This is a genomic window from Bradyrhizobium sp. 35 (assembly GCF_023073215.1).
Taxonomy (GTDB): Bacteria; Pseudomonadota; Alphaproteobacteria; order Rhizobiales; family Xanthobacteraceae; genus Bradyrhizobium; species Bradyrhizobium canariense_D.
Genome location: NZ_JADPJC010000050.1, coordinates 115,757 through 129,829, shown reverse-complemented (window position 1 = coordinate 129,829; position 14,073 = coordinate 115,757). Strand labels below are relative to the sequence as shown.

The following is a 14,073-nucleotide window of genomic DNA, read 5'->3' as shown; positions in this document are numbered from 1 at the left end:
GGAGTGCTGGGAAATGCTGGGTTTCAACAAGACCATCAGCGGTCTGATGGTGGGCGCCGGTCTGCTGCTCGCGGGGACCGCCGCACAGGCCGACAAATATCCGAGCAAGCCGGTCCACATCCTGGTGCCTTATGCGGCCGGCGGCGCCGTCGACGTGCTCGCGCGCACCTTGGCTCAGGCGCTGGCCGGGACTTGGGGCCAGCAGCCGGTGATCGACAATCGTCCCGGCGCCGGCGGAATCGTCGCGTCCCAAGCGCTGACGCAGGCCGCGCCCGACGGCTACACGCTGATCCTCGTCGCGAGCGGCCATCCACTCAACCAGTTCATCTATCCGAGCGTGCCCTATGACACGTTCAAGGATTTCACCGCGATCAGCGAAGTCGCCTCCTCCCCGCTCGCGATCGTCGTGGCCAAGGACAGCCCCTATAAGACGCTCAGTGATCTCCTCATCGCGGCGAAGAAGGAGCCGGATAAGCTCTCCTACGGCATGTCCGGCAACGGCACCTCGGCGCACCTTGCCGGTGAGCTGCTGAAATACATGTCCGGCACCAAGATCGTCGCGATCCCCTACAAGGGCGGCGCCCCCGCGCTGACTGCCGTGATCGCCGGCGACATCCCGCTCAGCATCAATCCGCTTGCGGAGGCCATCAGCCAGATCGAAGGCGGCGCGGTGCGCGCGCTCGCGGTGACCTCGGCCGAACGCTCCAAGGCGCTGCCCAATGTTCCGACCGTCGCGGAGTCGAGTGTGCCGGGTTACGACGTCTCCGTCTGGTGGGGCGTTCTTGGCCCGGCAAAAATGCCGCCGGATATCGTGGCGAAGCTCGAAACCGATCTGAAGGCGGCGTTGCAGGACCCGAACGTACTGTCGACGCTCGGCAAGATCGGCGCGGCCCCGGTCGGCTCATCGTCGAGGGATTTCGGCGCCTACATGCATGCCGAGGCGACCAAATGGGAGCCGGTGCTGAAGGCCGCCGACATCCGCGCGCAGTGAGGTGCTTCGCATGAGGACCAGCGCGCTGGACACGATCCAGCGCCAGGCAGGCTTGCGCGGCGCCACGAAGGCCGACGCGCAAGTAGGTCAATTGCGTGCGCTCGCCCGCATCTTCTCCGGCGGCGCGGGACGCCGCACGAAATCGGCGTCATCGTCGCCTCCTCCCGACGGGATCAGGATCGCGCGCTCGCGCGGCAGCGCTTCCGGCATCTCGTCCCGGATGAAGGCGATGAGCTTCTCCCTCATCTCGCAGCGCAGGTCCCAGGACTGCGGCGCGTTCCTGGCGCTGACGAGGGCGCGGAGCTCGATGGTGCGAGCATCCGCGTCAACGACCTGGAGATTGACCACCTCGCCGTCCCAGAGCTTGGACTCCTTCACTGCTTCTTCCAGCCAGCGCCGGATCCGCGGCACGTCGGCACGATAATCGACATGAAACGCAATCACGCCGATCAGGGACGCAGTGTCGCGGGTCCAGTTCTGGAATGGCTTTTCGATGAAATAAGACAGCGGCACCACCATGCGGCGCCAGTCCCACAGCCGGATCACCACATAGGTCGCGGCGATGTCCTCGACCCAGCCCCACTCGTTCTCGATGATGACGGCATCCTCGATGCGGATCGGCTGGGTGATTGCGATCTGCATGCCCGCGATCAGATTGCTCAGCAGCGGCCGGGCGGCAAGACCAACGATGATACCGGCGGCACCGGCGGAGGCGAACAGGCTGACGCCGTATTGCCTGACCGAGTCGAATGTCATCAGCGCGGTCGACACCGTGATGATGACGATGATGATATCGGTGACGCGCTTGAAGACGCGGACCTGGGTGACGTGCTTGCGCGCGACAAAATTCTCGGTGACGTCGCGAAAGTTCTGGAGATACCGTGCCGCGCTCATATCCACGATCCGGATCGAGATCCAGCCGATCAGCGCAATGAAGGCGACGACGAACAGGCGCGTCAGCGGCGTGCGGAAGGCGTCGTCCAGCGGCGCGAGCGGCAGCACCAACGCTACGGCGGCAAGACTGAGGGCCAGCTGAGTTGGGCCCGCGGTGCGGGCGATGAACACGCTCACGAGCGGGAGGCGGGTTCCGAAGGCGCGGTTGAACAGCCAAACCGAAAGGCGATAGATCGACAGGGCGATCAGGATCGCGCCCAAGACTAGAGTGAGGCCGACGAACCACGACGGGATCCACCCGAACATCCTGTCGATGTCGGCCAAAAGGGTCTGCCAATCCATTAATGTCCCCGCATTGCATCCGCGCTTGCGTTCAACGCGTTGCAGCGTCGTTCGCTCCCCCGCTCGGTGCAATGCAGCATCCCTCTGGTGCAATCATCGCCGAACTGCGCTATTTGTGGTCAATCATGACTCGACGGACCGGCAGCGCCGATCTTCCCCTTCACACCGGCCGGGTTCCACCCTGGCTGGCGACCCGCATGTCGTCGCTCGGCGCGATCGTCACACAGGCGATCGTGCATCACTACGGACGCGATGCATTCCTCCAGCGGCTCTCGCACCCGTTCTGGTTCCAGTCGTTCGGCGCCGTCATGGGGATGGATTGGCACTCCTCCGGCATCACGACGTCGGTGATTGGCGCGCTGAAGCGCGGGCTGGGACCGCTCCGGAACGAGCTCGGAATCTACGTCTGCGGCGGGCGTGGCCAGCACTCGCGCAAGACCCCGGACGAGCTGATGCAGCTCGGCGACCGAATCGGCTTCGACGGCGCAAAGCTCACGCGTGCGAGTCGCCTCGTGGCGAAGGTTGACAGCGCCGCGGTCCAGGACGGCTTTGACCTTTACCTGCACGGCTTCTTCGTCACCGCCGACGCCAAATGGACCGTGGTGCAGCAAGGCATGAACGGCGACAAGCGGCAGGCCCGCCGCTATCACTGGCATTCCGAGGCGCTGAAGAGTTTTGTCGACGCACCGCACAGCGCGATCGACGGGCCGCGGCAAGGCGAGATCGTCAACCTCACCGACCATCGCGCCGAGATCTCGCGCACCGCGCAGCTCGAGCTTCTGAGCGATCTCGGCCCGGATCGTATCCTTTCCGAATTCGAGCGGCTCACCGGAACTGCGCCCGCGCCCGCACAGGCGACGCTGCCGCACCTGATCATGCCCGGGCATCACGACGTGCGGCCGAAGGACGTGTTTGCGCGCCGCCTGCACGGCACACTCGCTGCTGCGGCCGAGCGCGGCCCGGTCGACTTTCCGGAGCTGCTGCTGACTCCCGGCGTTGGCGCTCGCACCGTTCGTTCGCTGGCGATGGTCGCCGAAGTCGTGCACGGCGCGCCCTACCGCTTCAACGATCCCGCGCGCTTCTCGCTTGCCCACGGCGGCAAGGACCGGCATCCCTACCCTGTTCCACTCAAGGTCTATGACGAAACCATTCGCGTGCTGAAGGGGGCGATTCAGAACGCAAAGCTCGGGCGCGAGGAAGAGATGCAAGCCATCAAGCGCCTCGACGACCAGGCGCGGCGGCTGGAGCGCACCGCGCATGGGCCATCCGTCGAATCCTATATCGCCGGAGAGCGTGCGGCCTCGCCCGATCTCGACGGCCGTTCCGTGTTCGGCTGGGAGCGTGATCTCGGGCCGACAAAAAAGCAGACCGGCTGAAAGCCGATCCGCGAGTTCAGCGGGAAGGAACGCCGCTCTCAGGTCTCGTCGGTGTCCGGCTCCTCGTCGAGCCGGTTGGCCGAGTGGTCCTGATATTGTTCGGTCTGGATCGCCTTGCCGTCCATGCCGCGAATGTCCGAGTGCTGCGCCTTGTCGCGGTTTGACAGCACCATGTTGTCGCCGATCTTCTCCTTGGGCACGTCCGTCATGGCACCCGTTCCGTCGCCCTTGCCGTGCATGCCCGATCTGAAATGCGTCTTGCTGCCACGACCACCTGGCATCTTTTTCTCCTCTTGCTTTGATCGCCCGTGCAGCTCAATGCTTCTGCTGTGCCGGCGTCGGTTTCGGCGGCTTGTGTCCGCTTTGGCCGGAATCATTGTGCTTGTTGTGATCGCTTTCCTGGTTGAGGCCGCCTCGGCTCACCGGGAATTCACTCTGTCGCGCCTCAGGTCGCGCCCCGTGAACAGCCGTATTCTCCGGATTGTGGCCGAGGGCACGCTCAAGCTCTCGCGCGTCTGGAACATCCGGCTTGCGCTCGAGGATGCGAACCTGTTGCTCGTGGGTCTTCTTGCCTTGCATGCTCGTCCTCCGGAGCTATCGGCCTCTTCGGTGCGTGCCACTGCGTGCGATGTCCTTGTCGATGCCGCCAGCGGCGTTCACGTCGTTCTCGACGTCGCCTTCGATCGTGTTCTCGCCCAAGGCGTCCTCGAGGTCCTCAGGCGAGATACCGGCCATCGTTGCGCCCTTCGATCCGCCGATCATGGGGTTATTTTGCATATCCTTTTCCGTCGGTGCGTAGAGTTTGGGTTGCTTGTTGGTCATGCCTCACCTGCCTCCGCCTTTTCCGGCCTCGTCATGCCTGTGGTGTGAATCGTGCTCGCCACCTCCGCCGGAGACGCGGCTGTGGTTGCGCTGCGGGTCGTCCGCCGCTGGCTTCTTCCTTCGAGCGGTGCCTTCGCATTCTCATGCGATGCGCCTGGTCCGCCCTGACGGATGCTGTTCGGTGTCTTGGTGGATGTCGACATGAGGGTCCGCTCCTCAGCGATCTTGCTGATAGCCTTGGTTGGTGGTGTTCTGCTTGATGTTGCCCTGCTGCCCTTGCTGGTCCGGATTTTGCGCACGCTGCTGGCCGCGCGGGGCAGTCGAGGACACTTGCTTGCTGTCGCCGGTTCCCTTCGGACTTTGATTCTCGGCGGGAACAGGTGGCATCTTGCCGGTCATGATGCTGTCTCCTGTTGTTGATCTGCGACATCGACCGGAGGAACTCGTCGCGGCTTTCGATGTCGCAAAAACAACTAGAGCAACGGCATGCCGTTCCTACCGACGAGTGCAGAGAAAATTTTCCGCAAGGTGTAAGTCTCAGCAGGCCACTGGCTGGGAACGAACCAACATCGATCCAGCTGATGCTGTCGCCTGTGCTGCGTGGCCGTCGGGCACGACAGGGAGGTTCGCGATCGCTCGCATGCCCGGTCGCTTGCGCCAGTGGATCTGAGACACGTCCACAGCAAAGCCAAGCCGCGGCCATCGCACAAACAACGCTTCCAGGGCACACGCTGCCTCGATGCGCGCGAGTTGATGGCCGAGGCAGAAATGGATGCCCGTTCCGAAGGACATGTGACGGTTCGGCTTGCGCGCGGGATCGAGGCTCTCGGGGCGCTCATGCATCGCCGGGTCCATGTTCGCGGCGGCGAGCATCACCATGACGCGATCGCCCTTCTTGAGACGCACGCCCGCGAGCTCGATATCCCGCCTCACATAGCGGGGCTTGGAGAACTGCACCGGCGACACGAAGCGCAGGAATTCCTCCACCGCAAGCCCGACGCGGCTCCAGTCCTGTGCCAGCCAGTCGCGGACGCCGGGATTTCTGAGGAGCTCGTAGACAGAACCGCTGATGAGATGCGTGGTGGTCTCGGAGCCCGCCGCGAGCAGTAGGAACACCATCGACACCATTTCGTCCGGCGTGATCTGGCCGCCCTCGCGCTCGACCTGAACCAGCTCCGCGATCAGGCCTTCGCCGCCCCGCACGCGGGCAATCTGCAGCTGCCGTTCGAGGTAGGCTCGCATCTTGCGGAACGCGAACAGCATGCGGAAGAAGCTGGCGACGTTCGTAAGTGAGGACATCGTATTGGCCCAGGCGATGAAGCGGGGGCGATCGGCCAATGGCAATCCGAGCAGCTCGGAGATCACCGCGAGCGGCAGGATGCGCGCATAGCGCTGGACGAGATCGGCCGGGCTTCCTGCCAGGAACAGCTCGTCGGCGAGCCCGTCCGCGATGGCGCGGATGCGCGGCTCCATCGCGACGATCGCGCGGCGGCGGAAGGCCTCGTCAACAATGCTGCGCAGCCTTGTGTGGTCAGGCTCGTCCATTGTCAGCATGTTGTTGGCGATGGTTCTGACATAGTTCGGCATCCACCAGCGCAAACCCGCGACGTCCCCATCCTCCTTGCGCAGCGTGAAATCGGTGCCGTCCTTCAGGACCTGCGCGGTGGCCTCATGGGTCGTGGTGATCCAAACATCGCCGACGAGAGGAAATCGCGCCGCGACCACAGGACCGGACATGCGCAACGTTGCGATCGCCTTGGGCGGATCGCGAAAGAAGGCCTCGCTGGTGAAATCGAGGCGTGGTGCCATGTGATCACCGAAGCGGTTGACGGGGTCTCACCAAGATGGTGCACGACGCCGCCCGCGCAAGGGATACGGAACCTCCGCTTCGGCTTCGTTGCAGGCGTGAGAGTCGAGTCTACCCCCGCCCCGGCGAACGCGGGCCGATCTTGCGCTGCTGCTGGTTGGTGTAGGCGTCCCAATTGCTCCAGCTGCCGTTGCTGAGGCTTCGCAGGTCGGTGGTGAGCGGACGGCGCGTGCGCTTGTCGTGATCGGCGATCACGCGCTCGGATTGCACGATCTTGCGCTTGAGTTCCCCGAGCGCCTTCTGGGTCTGGCCGTTCCGCTTCGAAGACGCGATCTCGCCCATGGTGAAGCGCGCGGTTTCGAGCGCCTTCAACTCGGCGCGGTTCTTCTTCAACTGAACCCGGTGCCAGGCGATATTGCTGTCGCTGTCCGCAACCATGTGGGAACTCCGCTGATTCGTTCCCACAGTGTATCGCGTGCCGAATCGACGCCGCAACGGGCGCGCGGCGGCGAAAATACGGTCTTCTTGCGCGGGGGTTCCGGCTCAGCGCTCGGCGAAGGCCTTTTCGACCACGAATTGGGCCGGCTCGCCGTGATTGCCCTCGACAAGACCCCGCTCGCCGAGGAGCACGCGGGTATCCGCCAGCAGCGCCGGGCTGCCGCAGATCATGACGCGATCGTGGGCCGCTTCCAGTGCCGGCAGGCCGATGTCGGAAAACAGCTTGCCCGACGTGATGAGATCGGTGATGCGCCCGCGATTGCGGAAGGGATCGCGCGTCACGGTCGGATAGTAGATCAGCTGGTTGCGGATGTACTCGCCGATCAGCTCGTCCTTGGGCAGCGTCTCGGTGATCATCTCGCCATAGGCGAGCTCCTTCACGTGTCGGCAACCGTGCAGCAGCACGACCTTCTCGAACCGCTCGTAGGTTTCGGGGTCCTTGATCACGCTCAGGAACGGCGCAAGACCCGTACCGGTGCCGATGAGGTAGAGGTTGCGGCCGTCCTCCAGATTGTCGATCACCAGCGTGCCGGTGGCCTTGCGGCTGACGATGATCTCGTCGCCTTCCTTTAGATGCTGGAGCCGTGAGGTGAGCGGGCCGTCCGCGACCTTGATCGAGAAGAACTCCAGCGTGTCCTCGTAATTGGCGCTGGCGACGCTGTAGGCCCGCAGCAGCGGCTTCTCGCCGACCTTGAGCCCGATCATGGTGAATTCGCCGTTGCGGAAGCGGAAGGTCGGGCTGCGGGTGGTCTTGAAGGAGAACAGCGTGTCGGTCCAGTGGTGGACGCTCAAAACGGCTTCCTGATTGAAATTGCTCATCTCACCCTTCCGTGGCGCGTCGTGGCGGTTTTCAAGGCGGCAGCTATGCGTCGTTTGTATACGATCATTTGTATACTAATGAATAATCCGGCTTGATCCCGCGGTCAAGGCTGCCCAAGATCGGAAGCGTTGCAGTTAAGGACAAGGACCCATTCCATGGCGCATGACGCACCCCAGGCCACCGGACCCTCGAAGCTCGTGATCCGCAATATCGGCCTGATCCTGTCCGGCGCGCTGGAAAAGCCGATCCTGGACGGCGACACCATCGTCGCCGAGAACGGCAAGATCACCGCGATCGGCCGCTTCAAGGACCTCAACACCGAAGGCGCGACCACCATCGTCGAGGCCAACGGCACCACGGTGGCGCCCGGCCTGATCGACAGCCATGTCCATCCTGTTGCGGGCGACTGGACGCCGCGCCAGAACCAGATCGGCTGGATCGACAGCAATTTGCATGGCGGCGTCACCACGATGATTTCCGCCGGCGAGGTGCATATGCCCGGCCGCCCGCGCGACGTCGTGGGGTTGAAGGCGATGGCCATCTTCGCGCAGCGTGCATTCTGGAATCTGCGGCCTGGCGGCGTGAAGGTTCACGCCGGCGCGCCTGTGATCGAGTGCGAGATGGTGGAGGAGGACTTCAAGGAGTTGGCCGCAGCCGGCGTCAAGCTGCTCGGCGAAGTCGGCCTGGGCGGCGTCAAGGACGGCCCCACGGCGCGAAAAATGGTCGGCTGGGCCCGCAAATATGGCATCCAGAGCACGATCCACACCGGCGGTCCTTCGATCCCCGGCTCCGGATTGATCGACAAGGATGTGGTGCTTGAGGCAGACACCGACGTGGTTGGCCACATCAATGGCGGTCACACCGCGCTTCCCGACGACCAGATCCGCTGCATCTGCGAGGGCTGCAAGCGCGGCCTCGAGCTCGTTCACAATGGCAACGAGCGCTCGGCGCTGTTCACGTTGCGCATTGCGCGCGAGATGGGCGATCTGCACCGCGTCATCCTCGGCACCGATGCGCCGGCCGGCTCCGGCGTGCAGCCGCTCGGCATTCTCCGCATGGTGTCGATGCTGTCATCGCTTGGCGACCTCCCGGCCGAGGTCGCGTTTTGCCTGGCCACCGGCAACACGGCGCGGATGCGCGAATTGGATTGCGGCCTGATCGAAGTGGGCCGCTCGGCCGATTTCGTCATCATGGACAAGGCGCAGCACTCGGCCGGCAAGAACATTTTGGACAGCGTCCAACTCGGCGACCTCCCCGGCATCGGCATGACCATCATTGACGGTATCGTGCGCACCCAGCGCAGCCGCAACACCCCGCCGGCCGGCAGGGTGCCCGAGGTGGTGGCGAAGTGACGCAGCCGGAGCGGCTCGCCGCTCCCGTGCTCCCTTGACAGCATTGAACAAGTCGTCGGCCTGCTGCGTCTAACGCAGGCAGTTCATTGCTGGAACGCCGAGGGAGACATGAAGAATTCGTCGCGGATTGCCGCCGGTGTTGCCGGTGCGGTCGGAGGTTATGTCGCGACCTTTGTGCTGTTTTCAGTGCTCGATCTGGGCAACCGGGCGGACCCGATCACGTCTGGCCTGTTGGCACTGTTCGTCTACTCACCCATCGGAGCGATCGCTGGCGTGGTGCTTGCCAGCTGGCTGGTGACGCGTTCCGGCACGGATGCAGGCAATAGCGGTCTCGCGCGCAACAGCCTGAAATCGCTTGGTGTCGTGGTCCTGCTTTGCGTGGCCGCCGCCGCCACCTACCTGGGCGTCGCGTACATGACGGCCACGCCCTGGCTCAACCGAAACGGCGCTACTCCTGCGCTCGTCTTCGAGGTTCGCCTTCCGGCCGGCGCAACCGTGCCGAAGTCACCGCAAGATATCACCATCGAATTGCAGACGGACCTCAACACCATGCCGGGCGAATTGAACGCAGCTGGCTTCCATAGTGACGGCGATCAGCCCGTCATCGCAGGCGAAGTCGAACTGGCGTTCCGAACCTCGCACCGGCAACTCGCCGTCAACATCCAGGGACAGCCCAGCCGAATCTACCCGATCGGATTGACGGCCTCGGCTCCGCATACGCCGGAGTTCGGAACGTGGCGGCGGCTCGCCGATGGCAGCGAAATCCGCTATCGCGCAAAATGGCCGGGGAAGACGTAGCAGGATCACCGCGGTTTCGCTATCTCACAACGCACATAGGTCTGGCGCTTGCCCGGCCCGACCGGGCTGTTGTCCATCACCAGCTTGCCGTCCGCAGCAATGGAAACCCGGGGACTGGAGCGATACTTCTCACCCTCGCCTTCGCAGGCGAGCTTCATTTTCCAGGCGAGCTTCCCGTCGGCAGTGATCTCGCTGGCGCGGCACCGGGTCTCGTACCAATAGAGACGGTTGCCGCCCTCGATGCTCATGCGGTTGGCGCTGTCCTCGTCGCGGCAATCCTTTTTGGTTGACGCCCAGAACCCCTCATAGGCTTGCGCCGCCAGGGCGGGAGCAGACTGGCCCGCCAGCATCACACTCATGCTCAGAGCCATAGCAAACCGGGTCGCCGCTCTCATGTCAAAAACCTCGACAAGACCTTCACCGAGGTTAGTCGCGCCTCACCGCAGCTTGTTCAACAGCGCCATCAGCATCTCGCGCTCCTTTGCCTCGAGCGGCGCCAGCGTCTCTCGTGTGATCGCAAGCGCATTCGGCGCGACCTTTTCCGCCAATTGCTGGCCCGCGCGCGTCAGGCTGACCAGAAGCCGCCGTCCATCCTCCGGATCCTGGCTGGTCTCGGTGAGGCCGCGCGCCGTCAACCGATCGATCACGCCCTTGATGGTCGCCACGTCCATCGCCGTCAGGCGCCCGAGCTGGTTCTGCGAGCATGGCCCGGCCTCGGCGAGCTTCGACAGCGCCGCCCATTGCGTCGGCGTAATGTTGGTGCCGATCTCGCGAGAGAAGATCGCGCTGTGGCGCTGCCAGACCTGGCGAAGGATGAAGCCGACCTGCTCGTCGAGCACATAAGGCGGCTTTGCCGGTTTGACGCTTTTCTTCGCCGCGACGCTTCTCGCCATCCGCTCGATGCCCTTGCCCTTTGCCTTCACAACGACAGATGCGCGTCGCGGATATCCGGACGTGCGTCGAGCTCGGCCATGGTGCCGCCGAAGCAGATGCGGCCGCGCTCGATGATATAGGCGCGATCGGAGATCAGCCGCGCAAAATGCAGATTCTGCTCGGAGACGACGATGCTGACGCCCTCCTTCTTCATGGTCAGGATGGCCTCGACCATCTGCTCCACGATTTTCGGCGACAGGCCTTCCGAGGGCTCATCCAGCAGCACCAGCGATGGATTGCCCATCAGCGTGCGCGCGATGGTGAGCATCTGCTGCTCGCCGCCGCTCATGCGGCCGCCCGGGCGATTTTTCATCTCGCCGAGGTTAGGGAACAGCGAAAACAGCTTGTCGCGAGTCCAGTGCGGCGCGTTCGGGCGCTTCGGCTGGCGGCCGACCTCGAGATTCTCTTCCACCGTCAAATCGGTGAAGATACGCCGCTCCTCCGGCACGTAACCAAGCCCATCCCGCACGATCTCATGTGTCGGACGCGCCGAGACATCCTTGCCTTCGAACATGATCCGTCCTGAGCGCTGCGCGACGAGCCCGACGATCGAGCGAAACGTCGTCGACTTGCCGGCGCCATTGCGGCCGAGCAATGCCACGACTTCCCCCTCGCCGACTTCGAAGCCGATGTCGAACAGGATATGGGCCGGGCCGTAATGACTATTGAGGTCCTGCACCGTGAGCTTCATGCCGATGCTCCCTCGCGAGGCCCGGCATCGTAGAGGAGGCCCTCGCCGAGGTAGACCGCCTGCACCTGCGGATTGCCCCGGACCTCGGCCGGCGAGCCCTCGGCGATCAGCGTGCCGCGGTTGAGCACGATGATGCGGTCGGCGTGCTCGAACACCACGTCCATGTCGTGCTCGGTGAAGAGAACGCCGATCGATTTTTCCCGAGCGATCTGCGCGGTCAGCCGCATCAAATCGACGCGCTCGCGCGGCGCCATGCCGGCGGTCGGCTCGTCCATCAGCAGCAGCTTTGGCTGGTTGGCGAGCGCGACGGCGAGCTCAAGCCGCTTGAGGTCGCCGTAGGCAAGCTCGCCACAGGGGCGATCCGCATAGCCGCCCATGCCGACCAGCTCGAGCAGTCGCCCGGCTTCGCCGCGGTCGAAGTTCGGCGCCGAGCCCCAAAGATTGTACAATTGCTTGCCGTGCGAAATCAGCGCGACCTGCACGTTCTCGCGCACCGTCATGGTCGCGAAAGTCGCGGTGATCTGGAAAGTGCGCCCCACGCCCATCCGCCAGATCTCGCGCGGCTTCCTGCCGGTTGTGTCCTCGCCGAGCAGGCGGACGTGGCCGGTATCAGGCTTGTTCTGGCCATTGAGCATGTCGAAACAGGTGCTCTTGCCCGCGCCGTTCGGTCCGATCAGCGCCAGGATTTCACCGGCGCGCAGCGAGAACGAGACGCCGCGCACGGCATGGACGCCGCCATAGGATTTGGTCAGTCCTTCGACCGCGAGAAGTGGGGGCGCGACGCTCATTCGGCGGACTCGATCGGTTTGGCAAGCAAGGGTGACCCCGGCGGCGACGTCTTCCTGCGGCGCTGCGCTAGCATCTCCAGCATGCCGACGATGCCCTTGGGGAAGACGACGACGATCAGAACGATGAAACCGCCGAGCACGAGTTTTGACAGGTCGGTCTGACTGACCAGCCAGATGTTCAAGGCCTTGTAGACGATGGCGCCGATCACCGCGCCCGACACCGTCTCGACGCCGCCGAGCAGCACCATGACAAGGGCGTCGACCGAGAGCGAGATGCCGAGATTGTCCGGAAAGACGCTGCCCTTGAGGTAGGCGAACAGCGCGCCGCCAATGCCCGCGGTCGTGCCCGCGATCACGAAGGCGGTCCACTGGATGCGCTTGGTGTTGATGCCGACCGCTTCGCTGCGCAGCAGCGAGTCGCGCGTCGCCCTCAGCGCATAGCCGAACGGCGAGAACACCATGGCCCGCAAAGCGATCGTCACGAGCGCCGCAACACCGAGCGACAGCCAATAGAAATGCGATGGGCTCGCCGCCCAGCTCGAGGGCCAGACGCCCAGGATGCCGTTGTCGCCGCCGGTGACGCTCACCCACTGGAACGCGATCGACCAGACGATCTGCGCGAAGGCGAGCGTCAGCATCGCAAAATAGACGCCGGAGAGCTGCACCGCGAAGAAGCCGAACACGGCAGCGCCCATGCAGCCGAGCAGCGGACCGAGCAACAGGCAGACGATCATCGGCAGTCCCGCCATCTTGGCGAGGAAAGCGACGCCGTAGGCGCCGAGGCCGAAATAGGCGGCGTGGCCAAAGGACGCGAGCCCGCCGACCGACATCAGGAAGTGCAGGCTGACGGCGAAGATCACCGAGATCGCGATCTCGGAGCCGACGGTGAGCGCATAGTTGCCGGCGAACAGCGGCAGCGTCGCCGCAACGACGAGCGCTGCAAACGCAGCCAACCGCTCATTCGACGTCAGCGGTCGCCAGGGATTGACGGTGAGACCGGGCGTCTTGCGGGCCGGCGCCTCGGGCCTGCCGAACAAGCCCCAGGGCCGCACGATCAGCACCACCGCCATCACCAGGAAGACCAGGATGATAGAGATTTTTGGAAAGATCAGGATGCCGAAGGCGTTGAGCTCGGAGACCAGCACAGCCGCGACGAAAGCGCCGATGATGCTACCGAGGCCTCCGATCACCACGACGACGAAGACCTCGACGATGATGCGCAAATCCATCGCATGATGCACGGCATCGCGTGGGATCTGGAGCGCACCGCCGAGAGCGGCGAGGAAAACGCCGACCGCAAACACGCTCGTGAACAACCATTTCTGATTGACGCCCAGCGCCGCGACCATGTCGCGGTCCTGCGTCGCTGCGCGCACCAGAACGCCCCAGCGCGTGCGCTGGAACAAGAGCCAGAGAATGCCGAGCACGACCGGTCCGAGCACGATCAGAAACAGATCATAGCTCGGAATGTTCTGGCCGAAGAAGTCGATCGCCCCCTTGAAGCCGGGCGCACGGCGCCCCACGAGATCGTCTGGGCCCCAGATCAGGACGACGAGGTCCTCGACCATCAAGGTCAGGCCGAAGGTCGCAAGCAGCTGGAACAGCTCGGGCGCGTGATAGATGCGCCGGAGCAGCACCATCTCGACGATGACGCCGATCAGCGCCACCGCGAACGCCGCCACCACGATGCCGCCCCAGAAGCCGAATGCACCTGACAGGCGCTCCGTCAGCGTGAAGGCGACATAGGCGCCGATCATGTAAAAGGCGCCATGCGCAAAATTCACGATCCGCGTCACGCCAAAGATGATCGACAGGCCCGACGCCACCAGGAAAAGCGACGCTGCGCTGGCGAGACCGGTCAGAAACTGTACGACGTAAAAGGCCATCTGCGGTCCGGGTTAAGCGTAAGTCGCAATATTAGGCTTCATCCTTCGAGACGGCGCTACGCGCCTCCTCAGGAT

General features: G+C 64.1%; 17 protein-coding genes and 1 pseudogene. 4 read left to right on the top strand and 14 right to left on the bottom strand.

Annotation, left to right across the window (positions count from 1 at the left end; all coding sequences use genetic code 11):
* Positions 1–13 precede the first annotated feature (13 nt).
* Positions 14–991 (top strand): tripartite tricarboxylate transporter substrate binding protein, encoded by a 978-nt coding sequence (locus IVB36_RS08785; protein WP_247297598.1) that lies wholly within the window; start codon positions 14–16, stop codon positions 989–991.
* A gap of 87 nt (positions 992–1,078) precedes the next feature.
* On the opposite strand, the gene IVB36_RS08780 is transcribed toward IVB36_RS08785, so the two are convergent.
* Positions 1,079–2,227: a mechanosensitive ion channel domain-containing protein gene (locus tag IVB36_RS08780; protein WP_018459302.1), complete on the bottom strand. Its 1,149-nt coding sequence runs from the start codon at positions 2,225–2,227 to the stop codon at positions 1,079–1,081.
* Between the two features lie 125 nt (positions 2,228–2,352).
* Here IVB36_RS08780 and IVB36_RS08775 point away from each other — a divergent pair, with 125 nt between their 5' ends.
* Positions 2,353–3,603, top strand: coding sequence for a DUF763 domain-containing protein (locus IVB36_RS08775; protein ID WP_247391250.1), 1,251 nt, complete (start codon positions 2,353–2,355; stop codon positions 3,601–3,603).
* Between the two features lie 38 nt (positions 3,604–3,641).
* Here IVB36_RS08775 and IVB36_RS08770 read toward each other — a convergent pair whose 3' ends face one another.
* From IVB36_RS08770 to IVB36_RS08735, 8 genes and pseudogenes are all read right to left on the bottom strand, one after another.
* On the bottom strand, positions 3,642–3,884 hold the full coding sequence (locus IVB36_RS08770) for a hypothetical protein (RefSeq protein WP_247391249.1): 243 nt from the start codon (positions 3,882–3,884) through the stop codon (positions 3,642–3,644).
* Between the two features lie 34 nt (positions 3,885–3,918).
* Positions 3,919–4,182, bottom strand: a complete 264-nt coding sequence (locus tag IVB36_RS08765) for a hypothetical protein (RefSeq protein ID WP_247391248.1) — start codon at positions 4,180–4,182, stop codon at positions 3,919–3,921.
* A gap of 15 nt (positions 4,183–4,197) precedes the next feature.
* Positions 4,198–4,425, bottom strand: coding sequence for a hypothetical protein (locus IVB36_RS08760; RefSeq protein ID WP_018459306.1), 228 nt, complete (start codon positions 4,423–4,425; stop codon positions 4,198–4,200).
* Positions 4,426–4,428: 3 nt separating this feature from the next.
* Positions 4,429–4,628 (bottom strand): annotated as a pseudogene (locus IVB36_RS08755) (hypothetical protein).
* A 13-nt stretch (positions 4,629–4,641) separates the two neighbouring features.
* Positions 4,642–4,824 (bottom strand): hypothetical protein, encoded by a 183-nt coding sequence (locus IVB36_RS08750; RefSeq protein ID WP_018459308.1) that lies wholly within the window; start codon positions 4,822–4,824, stop codon positions 4,642–4,644.
* Between the two features lie 138 nt (positions 4,825–4,962).
* Positions 4,963–6,234 (bottom strand): cytochrome P450, encoded by a 1,272-nt coding sequence (locus tag IVB36_RS08745; protein WP_247391247.1) that lies wholly within the window; start codon positions 6,232–6,234, stop codon positions 4,963–4,965.
* Between the two features lie 109 nt (positions 6,235–6,343).
* Positions 6,344–6,670 carry a hypothetical protein gene (locus IVB36_RS08740; protein ID WP_018459310.1) on the bottom strand — a complete coding sequence of 109 codons (327 nt, stop codon included), beginning with the start codon at positions 6,668–6,670 and terminating at the stop codon, positions 6,344–6,346.
* Between the two features lie 105 nt (positions 6,671–6,775).
* Entirely contained in the window at positions 6,776–7,549 is a 774-nt protein-coding gene (locus tag IVB36_RS08735; RefSeq protein ID WP_247391246.1) for a ferredoxin--NADP reductase, read from the bottom strand.
* 156 nt (positions 7,550–7,705) lie between these two features.
* Here IVB36_RS08735 and IVB36_RS08730 point away from each other — a divergent pair, with 156 nt between their 5' ends.
* Entirely contained in the window at positions 7,706–8,902 is a 1,197-nt protein-coding gene (locus IVB36_RS08730; protein ID WP_018459312.1) for an amidohydrolase family protein, read from the top strand.
* A gap of 108 nt (positions 8,903–9,010) precedes the next feature.
* Positions 9,011–9,700, top strand: coding sequence for a hypothetical protein (locus IVB36_RS08725; protein WP_247391245.1), 690 nt, complete (start codon positions 9,011–9,013; stop codon positions 9,698–9,700).
* A 5-nt stretch (positions 9,701–9,705) separates the two neighbouring features.
* Here the strand turns inward: IVB36_RS08725 and IVB36_RS08720 are convergent, their stop codons facing one another.
* Genes IVB36_RS08720 through IVB36_RS08700 form a run of 5 tightly spaced genes read right to left on the bottom strand, consistent with a single transcriptional unit; the run spans position 9,706 to position 13,998 of the window.
* Complete coding sequence (locus IVB36_RS08720) at positions 9,706–10,095, bottom strand: hypothetical protein (RefSeq protein ID WP_018459313.1); 390 nt, start codon at positions 10,093–10,095, stop codon at positions 9,706–9,708.
* Positions 10,096–10,137: 42 nt separating this feature from the next.
* The gene (locus IVB36_RS08715; RefSeq protein WP_007592445.1) at positions 10,138–10,593 is read right to left on the bottom strand and encodes a MarR family transcriptional regulator; all 456 of its coding nucleotides are present in this window, start codon (positions 10,591–10,593) and stop codon (positions 10,138–10,140) included.
* 26 nt (positions 10,594–10,619) lie between these two features.
* On the bottom strand, positions 10,620–11,324 hold the full coding sequence (locus IVB36_RS08710) for an ABC transporter ATP-binding protein (RefSeq protein ID WP_007592446.1): 705 nt from the start codon (positions 11,322–11,324) through the stop codon (positions 10,620–10,622).
* Complete coding sequence (locus IVB36_RS08705) at positions 11,321–12,112, bottom strand: ABC transporter ATP-binding protein (RefSeq protein ID WP_085352763.1); 792 nt, start codon at positions 12,110–12,112, stop codon at positions 11,321–11,323. Before IVB36_RS08705 ends, IVB36_RS08710 begins: the two co-directional genes overlap by 4 nt.
* Positions 12,109–13,998: an ABC transporter permease gene (locus IVB36_RS08700; protein ID WP_085352762.1), complete on the bottom strand. Its 1,890-nt coding sequence runs from the start codon at positions 13,996–13,998 to the stop codon at positions 12,109–12,111. The genes IVB36_RS08705 and IVB36_RS08700 overlap by 4 nt, the downstream gene beginning before the upstream one ends.
* Between the last annotated feature and the right edge of the window lie 75 nt (positions 13,999–14,073).